Annotated in this window: 13 protein-coding genes; 4 read left to right on the top strand and 9 right to left on the bottom strand. The window is 61.0% G+C overall.

Annotated elements, in window-relative coordinates:
• Positions 1 to 73 precede the first annotated feature (73 nt).
• Positions 74 to 733 (bottom strand): hydrolase, encoded by a 660-nt coding sequence (locus tag ACE04I_RS17400; RefSeq protein ID WP_046796893.1) that lies wholly within the window; start codon positions 731 to 733, stop codon positions 74 to 76.
• A 154-nt stretch (positions 734 to 887) separates the two neighbouring features.
• Between ACE04I_RS17400 and ACE04I_RS17395 the strand changes: the two genes are divergently transcribed.
• Positions 888 to 1,784 carry a LysR family transcriptional regulator gene (locus tag ACE04I_RS17395; protein WP_046796973.1) on the top strand — a complete coding sequence of 299 codons (897 nt, stop codon included), beginning with the start codon at positions 888 to 890 and terminating at the stop codon, positions 1,782 to 1,784.
• Between the two features lie 36 nt (positions 1,785 to 1,820).
• On the opposite strand, the gene ACE04I_RS17390 is transcribed toward ACE04I_RS17395, so the two are convergent.
• Both ACE04I_RS17390 and ACE04I_RS17385 read right to left on the bottom strand, forming a co-directional pair.
• Positions 1,821 to 2,777, bottom strand: a complete 957-nt coding sequence (locus ACE04I_RS17390; protein ID WP_487207386.1) for a quinone oxidoreductase family protein — start codon at positions 2,775 to 2,777, stop codon at positions 1,821 to 1,823.
• Between the two features lie 51 nt (positions 2,778 to 2,828).
• Positions 2,829 to 4,592, bottom strand: coding sequence for a monovalent cation:proton antiporter-2 (CPA2) family protein (locus ACE04I_RS17385; protein WP_046796895.1), 1,764 nt, complete (start codon positions 4,590 to 4,592; stop codon positions 2,829 to 2,831).
• Between the two features lie 215 nt (positions 4,593 to 4,807).
• On the opposite strand from ACE04I_RS17385, the gene ACE04I_RS17380 reads away from it, so the two are divergent.
• The 3 genes from ACE04I_RS17380 (at position 4,808) to ACE04I_RS17370 (ending at position 6,914) form a co-directional block, all read left to right on the top strand.
• Positions 4,808 to 5,158: a helix-turn-helix domain-containing protein gene (locus tag ACE04I_RS17380; RefSeq protein ID WP_487207385.1), complete on the top strand. Its 351-nt coding sequence runs from the start codon at positions 4,808 to 4,810 to the stop codon at positions 5,156 to 5,158.
• A 310-nt stretch (positions 5,159 to 5,468) separates the two neighbouring features.
• Positions 5,469 to 6,455, top strand: coding sequence for an alpha/beta fold hydrolase (locus tag ACE04I_RS17375; protein WP_082118486.1), 987 nt, complete (start codon positions 5,469 to 5,471; stop codon positions 6,453 to 6,455).
• A 108-nt stretch (positions 6,456 to 6,563) separates the two neighbouring features.
• Positions 6,564 to 6,914 (top strand): ethanolamine utilization protein, encoded by a 351-nt coding sequence (locus ACE04I_RS17370; RefSeq protein ID WP_487207384.1) that lies wholly within the window; start codon positions 6,564 to 6,566, stop codon positions 6,912 to 6,914.
• 479 nt (positions 6,915 to 7,393) lie between these two features.
• Here ACE04I_RS17370 and ACE04I_RS17365 read toward each other — a convergent pair whose 3' ends face one another.
• From ACE04I_RS17365 to ACE04I_RS17340, 6 genes are read right to left on the bottom strand one after another with little or no spacing between them, the layout of a single operon-like run.
• Positions 7,394 to 8,212 (bottom strand): inositol monophosphatase family protein, encoded by an 819-nt coding sequence (locus tag ACE04I_RS17365; RefSeq protein ID WP_046796897.1) that lies wholly within the window; start codon positions 8,210 to 8,212, stop codon positions 7,394 to 7,396.
• Positions 8,205 to 9,005: a glycerophosphodiester phosphodiesterase gene (locus ACE04I_RS17360; protein ID WP_487207383.1), complete on the bottom strand. Its 801-nt coding sequence runs from the start codon at positions 9,003 to 9,005 to the stop codon at positions 8,205 to 8,207. Before ACE04I_RS17360 ends, ACE04I_RS17365 begins: the two co-directional genes overlap by 8 nt.
• Positions 9,006 to 9,023: 18 nt before the next feature.
• Positions 9,024 to 9,890 carry an ABC transporter permease gene (locus ACE04I_RS17355; RefSeq protein ID WP_487207382.1) on the bottom strand — a complete coding sequence of 289 codons (867 nt, stop codon included), beginning with the start codon at positions 9,888 to 9,890 and terminating at the stop codon, positions 9,024 to 9,026.
• Between the two features lies 1 nt (position 9,891).
• Positions 9,892 to 10,809 carry an ABC transporter permease gene (locus ACE04I_RS17350; RefSeq protein WP_225525101.1) on the bottom strand — a complete coding sequence of 306 codons (918 nt, stop codon included), beginning with the start codon at positions 10,807 to 10,809 and terminating at the stop codon, positions 9,892 to 9,894.
• A complete protein-coding gene (locus tag ACE04I_RS17345) occupies positions 10,806 to 11,825 on the bottom strand; it encodes an oligopeptide/dipeptide ABC transporter ATP-binding protein (RefSeq protein WP_487207381.1) in 1,020 nt (339 codons plus the stop codon). The genes ACE04I_RS17350 and ACE04I_RS17345 overlap by 4 nt, the downstream gene beginning before the upstream one ends.
• Entirely contained in the window at positions 11,822 to 12,769 is a 948-nt protein-coding gene (locus tag ACE04I_RS17340; protein WP_046796902.1) for an ABC transporter ATP-binding protein, read from the bottom strand. The genes ACE04I_RS17345 and ACE04I_RS17340 overlap by 4 nt, the downstream gene beginning before the upstream one ends.
• Between the last annotated feature and the right edge of the window lie 33 nt (positions 12,770 to 12,802).

The raw sequence follows: 12,802 nt of genomic DNA, 5'->3' as shown, positions 1-12,802 counted from the left end.
ACGACGAGGTTCAACGCACCGTCCAGGCTCTTGCGATACGTTCATCGAGAACCCCGTCATTGTCTGTTAGATTTTAGTGACCGCCTTTGGTGGTCGGCACTGGCGTGTTGAGCAACTGCTGCTCCCAAAGATACGCGATGCCGCTGCCGCTGAAGTGCTGGATGAGAATCTGGGTCAGCTCCTCGACATGCCCGGTGCGCGCCCAATCGCGTTGCCATTCGCCAGCGAGCGCCATCACGGTCATCACGTTCGCGCCGGCCGCGATCATTCTCTGGATGGCAACTTCATGAGACTCCTTTGAAATCCCGCCCGACGCGTCGGTGATCACGGTCACGTCCCAGCCTTCGCCGGCAGCCTGTATCACAGGCATTGCGACACAGACCTCGGTCCACAGCCCAGCGATGATCAGTTGCTTGCGGCCGGTCGCCTTGACGACGTTCACCACATTCTCGTCCTGCCAGGTGTTCACCCAGGTGCGATCGATGACTTCCTGGTCCGGAAATACGTCGGTGATCTGCTTAAAGAGAAGTCCGCCGCGCGCCGCGATCACGCTGGTGAGAATGGTCGGAACATTGAAGGCTTTTGCCAGCTTCGCCAGCGCGGTCGTTTGGTTGACCACAGCTTGCGGGTCATGGCTGTTGAGGTTGGCCAGCTGGTAGGGCTGATGATCTATCAGGACGAGGACGGAGTCTTCAGGGCGGAGAAGTGAATCAAGGCCGTTACGAAAGGTCATGGTTTCATCCTATGTTGGCGGTTTATTGAAGCGCGTTTGCTCAAAAGACATGCGCCCTCCGAGGCGCTGCCGCGGGACGAAACTTGTCATTCCCGTTTGTGATGCGGTAGTGCTCGTTCCTGATGAGCTGTGTCGCAAGACGGGGAACGCCAAAGTGGACATTGAAGACCTGCGGACTTTTGTTGAAGTAGCGGATGCCGGAGGTGTTTCAGCTGCCGCGCTGCGACTTGGCGTCTCCAAGTCTATGGTCAGCCGCCGGCTCATGCGGCTCGAAGCGGAGCTTGGTGTCCAGCTCCTTGCCCGATCCACCCGCGGGGCTTCCCTGACCGAGGCCGGCGCAACGTTTCGGGACTATGCAGCCAGGGTTTCCGCCGAGATCGATGTGGCCAGGGAAACAATTGTGCCCGCCGGTGAGCTCCGCGGTCGCCTCAGGGTTGCCGCGCCACTTTCCTTCGGTCCGACGCATTTCGCAGCGGTGATTGCGCAAATGGCACGCCGCCATCCTCATCTTCAGATCCAGACCTGTTACAGTGATCGTTTCGTGGATCTGATCGCGGAAGGCTATGATTGTGCGATCCGCGTTGGCACCCTTCAGGACTCCAGCCTGATCGCAAAACGCGTCGGTCCCCTCTATGGGAGTTACGTCGCAAGCCCGGATTATATCAAAGCCCATGGCTCTCCGGAGACGCCGGACGAGCTTGTCGCCCATCAGGCTCTCATGCAGGGAACGGAAGCCTGGCAAGTGATGGATGGAGACAAGGTGATAACCGTTCGCCCACAGGGACGCTTCAAGGCCGATAACGGGGCCGCTCTCGCTGTCGCCGCAGCAGCCGGTCTGGGTATCGCCGCACTCCCTGACGACCTCATAAAAGATTATCTCGACTCAGGAGAGTTGGTTCCGGTCATGAAACGCCATCCACCGCCCCCGGCCGGAATATATGTCGTCAGACCGCCCGGGCAGCATCCCGCAAGAAAAGTCCGGGTGCTGACCGAAATGCTGATCGAGTGCTTTGATCACGGCCCTGGTGCCAAAGGGTTACCCCGCATGTAAATGGGTATGCGACAGGAGGCGATTGTATCCTCAAAGTCAGGGCACCATCACAACACGCCCCAGCGGCTTGGCTGTCTCCGCATATTCATGCGCCTTCGATGCGTCGCTCAACGGAAACACGCGATCGATCACGACTTCCACGCGTCCCTCGGTCACGGCCTCGAGAAGTTGGCTGACGGTCCTGTATACGGCCGGCCTCTCGAAAAGCGGCCCCATGAAGACACCGTGAAGCGTTTGATTGTTCTGCATCGGTTGCCAGAGGTCGACATTGAGGCTGCCGCCACCTGCATTCCCGACGAATACGAGGCGACCCTCGGGCGCGAGTGCGGATAGCGAGGCCTGCAAGGTCGAGCCAACCGGATCGAGAACGAGGTCGGCACCCTTACGCCCGGTCAGTCGAAGAACCTCCTCCACGACATCCTTCTCCAGGCGATCGATGACATGTGATGCGCCGAGCTCAGCCAGGCGTGCCTGTCTCTCACTGCCGCTGGCCACGGCGATAACGGTCGCCCCGGCGTCACGCGCCAGTTGGATGGCCGCCAGACCGACGCCGCCAGCGGCAGCCTGAATCAGGACCGTCTCGGTTTCACGCAAGCCGCCTTTGGTGATCAGGCAGTGATAGGCCGTGCCGAAGGAAATCGGCAGCGCGGCGGCCTGTGCCATTTGACCGCCGTCCGGAACCAGCCATGTCCGCGAGGCGGGGACGGACCAGAGCTCCGCATGGGATCCATGCATATCGAAGGCAGTCACCTTTTCGCCGACTGCCCGGTCGCGCACATTTGCCCCGATCGAGATAACGGTCCCGGCAGCAGCATAGCCGACGATCCAAGGGAATTGCTGTGGCGTTGACCGGCGATTGATCAGATCGCCGCCCTCGATCGAAATCGCCTCGACGGCAATCAGAACATCATCCGGCCCGCAAATCGGATCGGGCACATCGGCATATCTCAAGACTGCCGGAGGACCGGGGTTGTCGTAGACTGCGGCTTTCATGCGCTTTTCCTTTTTGATGAGGGAAGCTTGCGATGGAGTACCTGCCGCTGTCTATTTCGACACTGCTACTCCGCTAAACGGCTCAGGAACGGGCCGGACGTGCAGGCGATCCTGGCCGGACATGATGTTACCCTGCACCTGCTCGGACAGTCGCTCGTTGTCCCGTTGACGGACGTCTTTGGCGGCTTCCTCCACGTCAAGCTCGGCATAACCCAATGCGCGAAGGCCCTCCGCTCCCATCAGATACGCGGATTCGACCGTCTCGCGGATCTGATAGTCCACGCCGGCGCGGATCAGGTCCACCGCATGCCCGCGATCATAGCTGCGCACGAGGATCTTTGCCTGCGGGAATTCATGCTGCGCCAGCTCCACGATCTGCATTCCGGCCTTCGGGTCGTCGATGCAGATCATCAGTGCTTCGGCGGAACCCGCGCCGGAATGGCGCAGAGTATCGAGCCGGGTGCCGTCGCCGAAAAAGACCTTGAACCCGAACCGCCCCGCTTCCCGGATCCGGTCGGGACTCATATCAATCACGGAGAGCCTGACTCCCTTGGAAAGCAGCAGTTGCGAAGCGATCTGTCCGAAGCGGCCGAAACCGATGATGAGCACCCGTCCATCGAGATCCCGGGCCGCCTCAACGCCCTCCATAGAGGCCTCGCTTCGCAGCAGCCGGTCTGCCGCGATCATGAGAAGCGGCGTCAGAACCATGGAGAAGATCACGACGGTGGTGAACAGCGCGTTCTCGCGCGCATCGATCACGCCGCCCGCGGACGCGGCGGCGTAGAGCACAAAGGCGAATTCGCCGCCCTGCAGGAACATCGAGGTGCGGTGCAATGCCTGGCGGCTGGAACTGGCAAACAAACGAGCAACTGTATAGACCACGACGCCTTTTGCGACGGTGAATGCGACCAGCATGGACAGCAGAAGCCGCCATTCCGCGGCAACGACGGAAAGGTCGAGCGACATGCCGACGGCCATGAAGAACAGGCCCATCAGCAGGCCGCGAAACGGCTCGATATCGCTTTCGATCTGGTGCCGGTAGCTGGAGCTCGACAGCATCACCCCGGCAAGGAATGCGCCCATCGCCATGGAAAGACCAGCGCCGGCCATCAGCAATGCTGCTCCAAGCACCACCAGCAGCGCACCGGCCGTCATCACTTCTCTCGTTCGCGCACGCGCCAGCAAGGCGAAAAACGGGTTCAGGCCCCATCTTGATACGCCCAGAAGTACCAGTAACGCGCCAATCGCCAGCAAAACGTCCATCCACCCCGACTGTCCTTGGGACAGAGGCGACAGGAAGGCAACCACCGCCAGAAGCGGCACGATCATCAGGTCCTCGAAGAGGAGGATAGATACCGATTTCTGGCCCTCGGCACTCGATATCTCGCCGCGCTCCTGCAGGACCGACATGATGACGGCCGTCGAGGAAAGGACGAAACCTGCCCCTGCGATGAAGGCAACGGGGCGGGAAAGGCCAAAAACCAGCATGCCCGTCAGCGTCAGGGCCGCGGTTGCCGCCGCGACCTGCACGAGGCCCAGCCCGAAAATCTGACCACGCATGGCCCACAGCTTGTACGGGCGCAACTCCAGTCCGATCACGAACAGGAACATCACCACCCCGAGTTCGGAGAAATGCAGAATGGACAGCGCATCGGTGAACAATCCGATCACCGACGGACCGACAAGCACGCCGGCAGCGAAATAGCCCAAAACCGAACCGAGACCGATCCGCCGAAACAAGGGCACCGCGACAACGGCCGCTCCCATCAGAACGATCGCAGGCCCGATCGTCTGCCCCAAGCTCGCTTCAGCCATGCATTCGCCCTTCCGATCTCACATGCTCGAGCAACCGCGCGCCCGCCGAAGATAGACCATACCCGCCATTCAGTCTCCACCGCGTTGGTAGCGTTGCAGTTTTAGGCTGAATAGTCTCCATATTCGCAAAACTGTGTCCCAAAAAGTGGAACGCAATCCCTGATTTCAGCGATACAGCTCTGCAAGTAATCCCGAGTGCAGCGATAAGAGTTGAGGTGACCTACTCTACTACCTGCGCATTCAATTCGCGCGCAAGACCGCGATTGAAGACTGCGGCTGACTGGCACGCCGCCAACCACAGCGAACAGATTGTCATCCGCGACCTGGCGGCCTCTTCCGGCATGAGCGTCACCTCCTTTCACATGCACTTCAAGGCTGTCACGGGATTTAGCCCGCTGGCCTTCCAACGTCATATACGCCTCCTGGAAGCGCGAAAGCTTCTTACCGCCGGGAGCACCAACGTATCGCGCGTGGCATATGAGGTAGGCTACACAAGCCCGTCGCAATTCAGTCGAGAGTATAAGAGCATGTTTGGCACTGCACCCGTGGCTGACCTGCAACGCTGAATCCTGCCTCGGATAGTCCGCCGCTCTTGCGTTGACTTACACCAGCCACGATCTGCGATCCACGGCGTTCCCTTCCGCGTTATCGGCTTCAGGACGCGCGAGGGCCAAATCCATTCGGCGTTCCCCGTTTAGCGACACAGCTTCGCGCCATGGCGGACTATCGCATCGTTTGTCGAGATGAGATCAAGGCCTCAGGACGTGCACTTGGGAGCATGTCCACCGGCAAACCTGCTCAAGCTCGAAGGGCAGCCAAGGACACATTCATAACCCCTTTAAATCCGCTTTCCGGGTCAATCCACGGAACCTCTCCATGCCTCCAATCTCAATCCCAGGCCTGCCGCTCAGCCGCCGCGATGCCCTGATCGCGGGCGCAGCACTTGCCGCGAGCTTCGCATTCCTGCCGAGCACCGCGCGTGCCGGCAAACATGTCACTTTCAAACTGTCAGAAGGAGAACTCACCATGGGCTTTGTCACGACCAACGATAACGTTCAGATTTTCTACAAGGACTGGGGTCCGAAGGACGCCCAGCCCATCGTTTTTCACCATGGCTGGCCGCTCAGTTCCGACGACTGGGATGCGCAGATGCTTTTCTTCCTGTCGAAGGGCTATCGGGTCGTCGCGCATGATCGGCGCGGACATGGGCGCTCGGAGCAGGTTGCCGAAGGTCACGACATCGACCACTACGCGGCCGATGCCTTTGCCGTCGCCAAGGCGCTGGACCTGACGAACGCGGTTCACATCGGCCATTCCACCGGTGGCGGCGAAGTGGCCCGCTATGTGGCCAAGTTCGGCGAGCCCGCGGGCCGGGTGACCAAGGCTGTCCTGGTCGCCGCCATTCCTCCGCTGATGCTGAAGACAAACGACAACCCCGAAGGCACGCCGATTGAGGTCTTCGACGGCTTTCGGTCGGCACTGGCCAGCAACCGTGCCCAGTTCTTCCGGGACGTCCCGGCGGGCCCGTTCTACGGCTTCAACCGCGAGGGCGCGACGGTCCATGAAGGCGTGATCCAGAACTGGTGGCGGCAGGGCATGATGGGCAGCGCCAAGGCGCACTATGATGGCATCAAGGCCTTTTCGGAAACCGACCAGACAGAGGACTTGAAGGCAATCACCGTGCCGACGCTGGTGCTCCACGGCGAGGACGATCAGGTCGTTCCGATAGCCGCCTCGGCTTTGAAGGCGGTCAAACTTCTGCGGAACGGCTCGCTGAAGACTTATCCCGGTTATTCTCACGGCATGCTGACGGTCAATGCCGATGTGCTGAGTGCGGATATCTTGAAGTTCATTACCAACTGAGAGCCTGCGGGACGGAGCGCCCGGCTCTGTTCCGCAGTTCAGTCGAGTCAGCGCCTTTCCCAGCCCCCCAGCTCGGGTTCCCCGAGCCAATCTCAAAGGAGTCGGTCCATGACCATTCACAAGTTGACCATTGCCGACGCAGCATTCGAGCGCTCGCCAGGGCAGGACGGTGACATCTTCACCGGCAACCTCCTCGATCAGCGCCATGGCGGGCCGGTCACCGTCGGTTTCGGGCGCTACGGGCCAGACCAGATCCTGGAAGAGACGATGGCCGTGCACGACACAATGGTGATCCTTGAAGGAAAGATCACCGTCTCCAATGGCCACAAAACAGTGACGGCAGGCCCCGGAGAGATCATCGCCATGCAGAAAGGCGACAGGGTGACTATCCGCTCCCACGAGAACGGTGCCGTGACCGCTTATGTGACCTATCCTCATTGGCAGCAGCCAGAGGCGTGAGCGGCGATGGGTTGCGTTTGAAAGACCCATCTCGATCTCCCCCCATTAAAAGCTGCCGCCACGTCGCGCCCGGAGGATGTCATCCGACAAAGCAGGATTGCAGCCAGCCCTGGCCCTTCAGGGGCGTACCTGGCCACGCAAAAGCCATCCGAAACCGCCTAAGCTAGATATCTCGCCACGGCGTCCCTTTCATATTGATGATGCCGGTTTTGCCTTCAGTCTCGGCGATCGACGACCTGCGGCGTGGGCTGGAATGGAGTAGGAATTGGTTGCGGGGACTCGCAACCAACGATTCCTGCGATTGGTCGAGCGGCATATTCCAAGTTTGGCGGGATAAACTGATCGACCAGAGAGATAGATGTGCCTGCCAAAAGCACGGCGCATGCCATTCTCGACCGACACGGCTGGCTGCGCGACTGCGTCGGAGTTCTTTGGACAAAAGAGGAGCGGCCGTAAAGCGATCAACCGCCTGGCCGCGGTCAGATGGCGATCGACAAGGTCTGCAGCAGCGGTCTAACCTTGTCGAGAAACGCCTCGCTACCGCAGGCGAAGCGCAGCTTCTGGGAAAGCTCCGTTCGATCCCAGTCAATGGTATGCGAGACACCGAGACTTGCGAGAATTGGAAGCGCGGCCATCACATCCCAGGTTGAATCACCAATGGAGAGGTACCCATCGGTCTCGCCAAGCATGACTTCGATCAGCGAGATCGTGGCGGCGCCGCAAAGCCGGAAGCTGATGCCGAGGTCTTCCGAGATGAAGCGAATGGCTTCGAGCCGGTCAGCTGTCGATACCGTGGGATGGAAACTGAAGCCCGTCGATGCCCGCGACATGACGAATGCCGGGAGTGGCTTGATCGGCTTGCCGTTAAGCTGTGCCGGGACCGCCGTCCCGCCCGCAATTGTCAAGTCGCGGGCGGGCGCGTGGATCACGCCGAACACCGGCCGGCGGTTTTCGTAAAGACCGATCGACACCGCCCAGTTCTGGCTGCCGCGGACAAAGTTGAACGTTCCGTCGATTGGATCGATAACCCAGATGCGCCCGGACCTGCCGGGGACATTGCCACCCTCTTCGCCGAAAATGCCATCCTCGGGAAAGGCGTCCCGCAGCTTTCGGATCAGGAGTTCCTCGACCTCCCTGTCAGCTGCGGTCACCAGGTCGAGATGGCCCTTCGCTTCGACCGGCAAACTCGCCAGAGATTCAAAATGGGTCAGGGCCAGCTTTCCAGCGTCCCGTGCGATGCCTTCAACAATGGCCTTGACCGAAATAGAGGAAGAGCGAGAGGCGCGCACATCAGCCACGCGCCAGCTCCTTGAGCCTTGCCATCTGCGCGACATCGTCGCCCATGAGCTGGTCCAGCTGGCCTTCCCGAACCCACTGGACGATCTGAGCCTCGACGTCGATCCCATATTGCATCAGCTTTTCATGATAGCCCCCCGGCAGATAGGTGAAGACGGCAAAATCCTCGTCATGCAGCTGGCGCGCCTCGCCGCTTGCAAAGTGATAGATCTCGATGTTCATCGCATCGAGATCGGCTTGCCTGGCAAGAGCGGCGGGGTCGATCAGGCGCGAATGCATCAGGCCGACGGTCGCCACTTCCGGTATCGCGGCCTTCACAGCCTTCAGCTGAACGAAGTCGAAGGAGGAGAACTGCAGCAGGTCGGCGCAGCCCAGTTCATCGATCAAGGCGCGCAGCTTTGCAATGATCACCTCGTTGCGGTCATAGATCTTCAGTTCGAGCTGGAAGACGATACCCAGTTCACGGCCGAGGTGAAGCGCGTCGCGCAGCAGCGGGATGCGCTCGCCAGCGAATTCCTTGCCGAACCAGCTGCCAGCATCCAGTTTGGAGAGTTCCGCATAGGTCATGTTCTGCACGATGCCGTGGCCGTTGGTCGTGCGGTCGACGGTCTTGTCGTGCATCAGCACAAGCTCGCCGTCGCTCGTCATGCTAAGATCGGTCTCGCAGGTGACGAGCGGTCCGGCATGTTCGAAGGCCTTGCGAAATGCGGCCAGCGTGTTTTCCGGAGCGCCGGCGCTGTGACCACGGTGGCCGCCAACGCGCAAGGTTTCGAGGTTCATTCGGAGCGGATTCATTGTCTTTTCCTTTTTGGACTAACGCAGGCGCGCGTCGAAACGGTCGCGCAAATAGTCGCCGAGCAGGCTGATGGAGAGGGTAGTGAGGACGATGACGACACCGGGGAACGCGGCGATCCACCAGGCTATCGCCAGATAAGTCCGGCCATCGGCCACCATCAATCCCAGGCTGGTCGCCGGTGGCTGGATGCCGAGACCGAGGAAGCTCAATCCGCTTTCGAGCAGGATGATTTCCGGAAAGTTCACAGTGAACTGTACGATGAGCGGGCCGGCGATATTGGGCAGCATATGGCGGAAGTAGATGCGTCGCGGCGGCACGCCGACGATGCGCGCCGCTTCCGCATAACCTTCCTCCAGCGCGCTGATGACGAGGCCGCGCGTTAGGCGCGCATAGCGTTCCCAGTTCTGGAAGCCGACGAGGAAGACGAACAACAACGGGCTGGAACCGAACATGGCGAGCACGCCGAGCGCGATGATGATGAAAGGGATCGACGCCATTGAATCGGCAAATCCCATGAGGACGTTGTCGATCCAGCCACCGAAATGAGCGGCTAGCAGGCCGAGTGTGATGCCGATCAGCGCGCAGACGATCGACCCGGCGAGCGCGATCATCAGCGTGGTCTGGGTAGCAACCAGCACGTTACTCAGCACATCGCGGCCAAGATAGTCGGAACCCAGCAGATGGCTTGCCGACGCGAAGGGCCTCGCGAAACGCGAAAGCGGGTCCTGCGAAAGATAATCGAAAGGCGATATCCAGCGCGCTGTGATGCCGATGGCGACAACGATGCCGATCCACAGGCAGCACAAGCCAATGCTGGTCGGCATGCGGCGGAAGGGAGCCCATAACGAACCCCGGATCGGGCGGGATGAGGTCACGACCGTCATGTCAGTGCTTCCTGATTTTCGGATTAAGGACGACATAGAGAACGTCGACACCAAAGTTGATTATCACCATAAAGGCCGTGAACAGCACGATCATCGCCTGCGCGACCGGCAGATCGCCGGTGCTTGTCGCATTGACGAAGCCGCTACCGAGGCCCGGCCAGGCGAAAACGGGTTCGACAAGAACGGCGCCGCCGAGCAGGCCGCCGGCGACGAAGCCGAGTGTCGTCACCATCGGGATCGCCGCATTCGGCAGGGCATGGCGCAGGATGATCTCCCAGTTCGGGACACCATCGGCGCGTGCCGCCGCGATGTAGGGCTGGCCGAGCACATCGATGAGGGTCGAGCGCATGAAGCGGGCGACAGCGGCGGCGTTGAACAGTGCGAAGGTGGCCACGGGCAGGATCGCATGTCTCCAGGTCGAGCTGCCGGAACTGGGCAGCACGCGGAGCCAGACCGCGAAGGCGAAGATGAAGACTAGGCCGAGCAGGAAGTTGGGAATGCTGTAACCGAGAACGGCGCCTGCCATGACGCCCTTGTCGACGGCGGATTCCCGGCGCACAGCCGCAATGATGCCCGCCGGGATGCCGATCAGCAGGCTGAGGATGAAGGCCGGAACGGTCAGGGCGAGCGTCTTGGGGATCCGCTCGCTAACAACCGAGAAGACTTCGCGACCGTCGGCAAATGAGACACCGAAATCGCCTCGCAGCGCGTTAGCGAGATAGAACAGGTACTGTTCGAAAATCGATCGATCCAGCGCCCATTTGGCATTGAAAGCGGCGAGCGCCTCGGGGCTGGCATTGTCGGACAACATTTGCTGGGCCGGGTCGCCGCTTAGGCGCAACACGATGAAGACCAGTGTGACGGTGAAGACCAGCACGACGATCGCCCTGAAGGCACGGGCAACAATGAACCCGGTCATCGCGCTATTTTCTTCTGTTGCGGCGCAGTTGCCTGCGATTTGATCGGCCCGACGAACTCATCGGCCCGGTGGCACGCCGCCTGCTGTCGGTCGAATGCCCGGAGCAGCGGCGTCTCGACAGCGCACCTGTCGATAGCAAAAGGACAGCGCGATCGGAAAGCGCAGCCCTGCGATACCTTGCCGGCATCGAGTTCGCCCTTGATCGGCGGCTCGATACTACGGATCGATGAGTCCATGGTCGGTACAGAGGCGAGCAGCGCGCGCGTGTAGGGATGACGCGGATGTTCATAGACGGCCCTGATGTCACCGGTCTCGACGATGCGGCCGAAGTACATCACCACGATGCGATCGACCAGATGGCGCACGATCCGGAGATCATGGGTGATGAAGACATAGGCGAGATCCAACTGCTGCCAGAGCGATCTCAGCAGGGCCACGACCTGGGCTTGCACGGAGACGTCGAGCGCGGAGACTGCCTCGTCGAAGACGACCAGCTTCGGGTCGAGGATCAGCGCACGGGCAATGACGACGCGCTGGCGCTGGCCACCGGACATCTGGTGCGGGAAGCGGTTCATCATGGCGCCGGACAGGCCGACGCGCTCCAGCATCGCGGCCGTGCGCTCATATGCTTCGGTCCGACCGGCGACACGGTGGACCAGTATTCCCTCGGCGACCTGCTCGCCGATCGTCATCTGCGGATTGAGGGCCGACAGCGGGTTCTGCTGTACCAACGATGTGCACTTGCGGAATGTCGTCCAGTCCTGCGCGCTGCGGTCCCTGTGGTTGACACCCTCGAACCACACGTCGCCGCGGGTCGGCGGCGTGAGGCCGAGGAGAAGGCGGCCAAGGGTGGATTTTCCACTTCCCGATTCACCGACGACGCCAATGCGTTCGCGGGCCATGAACTCGAAGCTGATGGAATCGGCCGCCAACTGGCTGGTCGGCCTGGCGAAGAAGCCGGCCTTGTGACGATAGGCTCTGGTCAGATCACGGGCAAGGAGCAGAGGCGTGTTCATGCGGCCACCGGATGAAAACAGGAGACCTCGTGAACGGGACCGATCATGGCGGGAGCAGGGAAATGGGCGGCACATTCGCCGCTCGCGCGCGAGCAGCGCGGATGAAAATGGCATCCCCCGGGAAGGCTGTCGAGAAGCGGAACGGAACCGGGAATGGGAACGGGCGGTTCGAGATCGGCGGGATCGATGCTCGGCATGCAGGTGATCAGCGCGCGGGCATAAGGATGCGCCGGGCGCAGCAGCAACTCGGCCACGGGCGCGGTCTCGATGATCTTGCCGCAATACATCACGGCCGCGCGGTCAGCGAGCCGGGCAATGACGCCGAGATCGTGGGAGACGATGATCAGAGCCATGCCCGTCTCGGCCTTCAATTCCTCAAGCAGGTGCAGAATCTGGGCCTGCATTGTGACGTCGAGCGCTGTGGTCGGTTCGTCGGCGATCAACAGTTGCGGCTTGGCTGCCAGCGCATGGGCGATCATCACACGCTGGTTCATGCCACCGGAAAACTGGTGGGGATAGGCGCGCAGCCGGCTTTCGGCACGGTCGATGCCGACCCGTTCCAGCAGCCGCATGGCTTCGAGCCGGGCGTCGTTGCCCTTCAGACCCTGATGCCGGTAGAGCGCAGATTCCAGATAATATCCGATCGTATGAACCGGGTTGAGGCTGCTGGTCGGATCCTGAAAGATCATTGCGATCGTCGGATCGGCGGCCTTGCCTGACTTCAACAGGTCGCACGCAAACTCGATGCTGCCGCCGGTGCGGGCGATCCCGCGCGGCAGCATGTTGGCGATCGCATAGCAGGTCATGCTCTTGCCGCAGCCGGACTCACCGACCAGGCCGAGCGTCTGTCCGGCCTCTAAGGAAAAGCTGATCCCGCCAATGATCGTCACGTTTCGTGCAGGGACCTCGACGACGAGATCGCGGACGGTCAAGAGCTTTGACATGGGTATTCTCCGGGAAGCGGGGGGGGGGGATGC

This window comes from Rhizobium moroccans, from assembly GCF_057559155.1.
This window is presented reverse-complemented; position numbering and strand designations above follow the sequence as displayed.

Bases quoted from the DNA above. Each gene is read 5' to 3' on its own strand.
- ACE04I_RS17355 (WP_487207382.1), bottom strand. From the start codon at position 9,890: ATGACGGTCGTGACCTCATCCCGCCCGATCCGGGGTTCGTTATGGGCT.
- ACE04I_RS17375 (WP_082118486.1), top strand. From the start codon at position 5,469: ATGCCTCCAATCTCAATCCCAGGCCTGCCGCTCAGCCGCCGCGATGCC.
- ACE04I_RS17360 (WP_487207383.1), bottom strand. From the start codon at position 9,005: ATGAATCCGCTCCGAATGAACCTCGAAACCTTGCGCGTTGGCGGCCAC.
- ACE04I_RS17385 (WP_046796895.1), bottom strand. From the start codon at position 4,592: ATGGCTGAAGCGAGCTTGGGGCAGACGATCGGGCCTGCGATCGTTCTG.
- ACE04I_RS17350 (WP_225525101.1), bottom strand. From the start codon at position 10,809: ATGACCGGGTTCATTGTTGCCCGTGCCTTCAGGGCGATCGTCGTGCTG.
- ACE04I_RS17400 (WP_046796893.1), bottom strand. From the start codon at position 733: ATGACCTTTCGTAACGGCCTTGATTCACTTCTCCGCCCTGAAGACTCC.
- ACE04I_RS17345 (WP_487207381.1), bottom strand. From the start codon at position 11,825: ATGAACACGCCTCTGCTCCTTGCCCGTGATCTGACCAGAGCCTATCGT.
- ACE04I_RS17340 (WP_046796902.1), bottom strand. From the start codon at position 12,769: ATGTCAAAGCTCTTGACCGTCCGCGATCTCGTCGTCGAGGTCCCTGCA.
- ACE04I_RS17370 (WP_487207384.1), top strand. From the start codon at position 6,564: ATGACCATTCACAAGTTGACCATTGCCGACGCAGCATTCGAGCGCTCG.
- ACE04I_RS17390 (WP_487207386.1), bottom strand. From the start codon at position 2,777: ATGAAAGCCGCAGTCTACGACAACCCCGGTCCTCCGGCAGTCTTGAGA.